Annotated in this window: 2 protein-coding genes; one reads left to right on the top strand and one right to left on the bottom strand. The window is 64.7% G+C overall.

Going from position 1 to position 2,456, the window contains the following annotated elements:
- Positions 1 to 361, bottom strand: a 361-nt coding sequence (locus F8271_RS30955) for a transposase (protein ID WP_151493329.1), incomplete at its 3' end; no start/stop codon positions are given.
- A 308-nt stretch (positions 362 to 669) separates the two neighbouring features.
- Between F8271_RS30955 and F8271_RS30950 the strand changes: the two genes are divergently transcribed.
- Positions 670 to 1,311, top strand: a complete 642-nt coding sequence (locus F8271_RS30950) for a hypothetical protein (RefSeq protein WP_151493328.1) — start codon at positions 670 to 672, stop codon at positions 1,309 to 1,311.
- Positions 1,312 to 2,456: the final 1,145 nt, after the last annotated feature.

Genomic DNA, 2,456 nt, shown 5'->3' with positions numbered 1-2,456 from the left:
GCGCGGTGCCGGCCAGCACCGACCGGGCAGCGGTCTCGGCGTCGATGGCGTCGGTCTTACCGCGCCGGCGGCGAGTCTGACGGTTCGGACGGACGACCTCCATCACCGAGATGCCCTGATCAAGCAAGTGCCGGGTCAACCCGGCGCCGTAGCTGCCGGTGCCCTCGACGCCGGCTTGGTCGATCGGGCCGAGTTCCTGCGCCCACGCCGTCAGCTGGGCGTGCCCGGCAGCGGTACTCGGCACGTTGGTCGTGCCGAGGAGGCGTCCGTGCTGGTCGATCGCCGCAGCCACGTGCACGTCGGCGTGGGTGTCCACGCCGATGGTGACTCGCACCTCGACCAGCTCGATCGATGTTGCCATGCCCACCGGACCTCCGTCGCGTCGCCTCAACCTCTTGCGGCACCGCCGCCAGCGGGAACGCGGGCAGAACTCCAGTGAGATGCGTCGGGCTCCTATCAGGCCACATCGACCCCGGCCGGCGGCGGCACGGCGACGTCCTCCCGCCGGTCGACGTATCGCTAACAAGGCACCGCGGCCCGTTGTTTTTCGGGTCAGACCGCCGGGAGGACGTCGGCGATCATGATGCCTGGAGTTGTTTTTGGTCTGGAAACTACGGACGGGCCGAGCTGCCGGCGCGAGTCGATGACGTCATCACCACGGCGGCCCGGATGGACCGCGAGTACCGCCAGCTCGTCAGGCAGTCTGACCGGCTGTACGACGAGCGGATGCACCTGGAGATGGCCCGTTTCGGTGACGTCGCCGACGCCGACCTGCAACTGCGGCTCGACAGCAGCGAGAAGCAGCACCACCTGTACCAACAGAAGCGGCGTACGTACATGCAGGACGGCGTCGACGCGCTCAGCGCTGACGACCGCGCCCGGTACGACGACCTGCAGCGCCGGATCACCGCCGCCGGCAGCGACTGGTTCGAACCCGGCCGGGACGCTCAGGCCGCCGAGGTCTGCGGCCTGAGCGTCCCCGAGTACCACGAGCTGGTCGCGATCCACGCGAAGCCCTACCGCGCGCGTACCCGCGCCGAGCAAACGCGCCACGACGCGCTCATGGGTAACCGCAAGCCACCGCTGCTGGCCGAGCAGGCCGCGATCGTCTACGGGCTCAGCGTGGATGAGTACCGGGAGTTCGAGGCGTTGGACAAGCTCGGTGAACCCCAACCCGCAGGACCATACCGCCAGCGCCAGGCGCGCCCACACCATCCCCGCCGCAACCCCGGCACTACACGGCATCCCATAACCAACCGGACAATCAAGGACTACTCCGGGGCCCTGAGGTTGAACCTGGCCCGAGCATGATCCGTTTAACTCTTCGGACACTGACGCGAGATCACCACACCCCAGGGGGGGAGGGAACACGTGCTCAGCGGCAAACAGACTCTCGAACTCCTCGCCGACGAAATCATCGCCCCATGGGGATGCAGGACGCGGTGGTCGACGCCGGTGACGGCGAGGTTGCTCCCGTCGCACTCCACTGCAAACTATCCAACAGTCACTCAAACGGAAGGGGCACGACAATGCCAGACATCGATGATGATGTAGCGATCGAATTCATGAAGGCAGCACTAGAAGAACCGAACGCTCAAAAATTCGCAAGGGATGTGCGTGAAGAAGGCCAGGAGGCTCCGTCGGCGACAGAGCTGCAAAGATGGTTCGCCGGCATTGATCGTCCGCATCTTTTCTTCTGGCTCTCGCGAGCAGATCAGGACAGAGTCCTGCGGCGGTTCACTGTTCGGGAGGACCAGCTTGAAAGTATTGCAGCCAATCGAGGTGTCCGGGTAAGCGAATTGCCTCAAAACATAAATGCCAAGTCGCACAGCCGTTTGTCGAACACGAAGCGTTCCGCACCGCCGCCCGGCCGGCCGTCTGGCCCTTCAACGTCGGCGGGTTACGGCACGCCAGGGTATCCGACTCCCGGACAATATGGTTTCGCACCGCCGTCTGGCCCTTCAACGTCGGCGGGTTACGGCACGCCAGGGTATCCGCCCGCCAGCCATTCTCATCCTTCACTGCCACCGGTGATGGGCTTGGGTGGTCAGCAGGCCACAGCGGCGGCCCTTCGTTCCCCCACTCCTCCTCCTTCCTACTCCCAGAGCATGGAGAGAGGTAGATATTACGCTGCTTCACTTCAGCAGTATGGACAGGGACAAGGGGCAGGGCCCCGACCAAATCATTGAGCCATTCCGCGCAGGGCTTCGGTTACTGACGGTTGTCATGTGGTGCGGTCGTGGTCGATGTGGAGGACACGGGCGTTTCAAGATCATCTTACGGTGGGTAGTGGTCACCACGTCGGCGTGTCGAATGGGGCCGAAGCTCCGTTAGGACGAGGTCTTCTCACGGATCTGGTCCACCCGGAGCTTCGTCATGGCGCAGTCTGTCATCCCTGCTGTCGATTCGGTGCCCGCGCCGCGGGATGGTGGCGTGTCGTTCACGCCGTCGTGTCG

This window comes from Micromonospora sp. ALFpr18c, from assembly GCF_008868155.1.
In the GTDB taxonomy this organism is placed as follows: Bacteria; Actinomycetota; Actinomycetes; order Mycobacteriales; family Micromonosporaceae; genus Micromonospora.
Note: the sequence above shows the minus strand (reverse complement) of the source record. Positions and strands in the feature narration are given on the sequence as shown.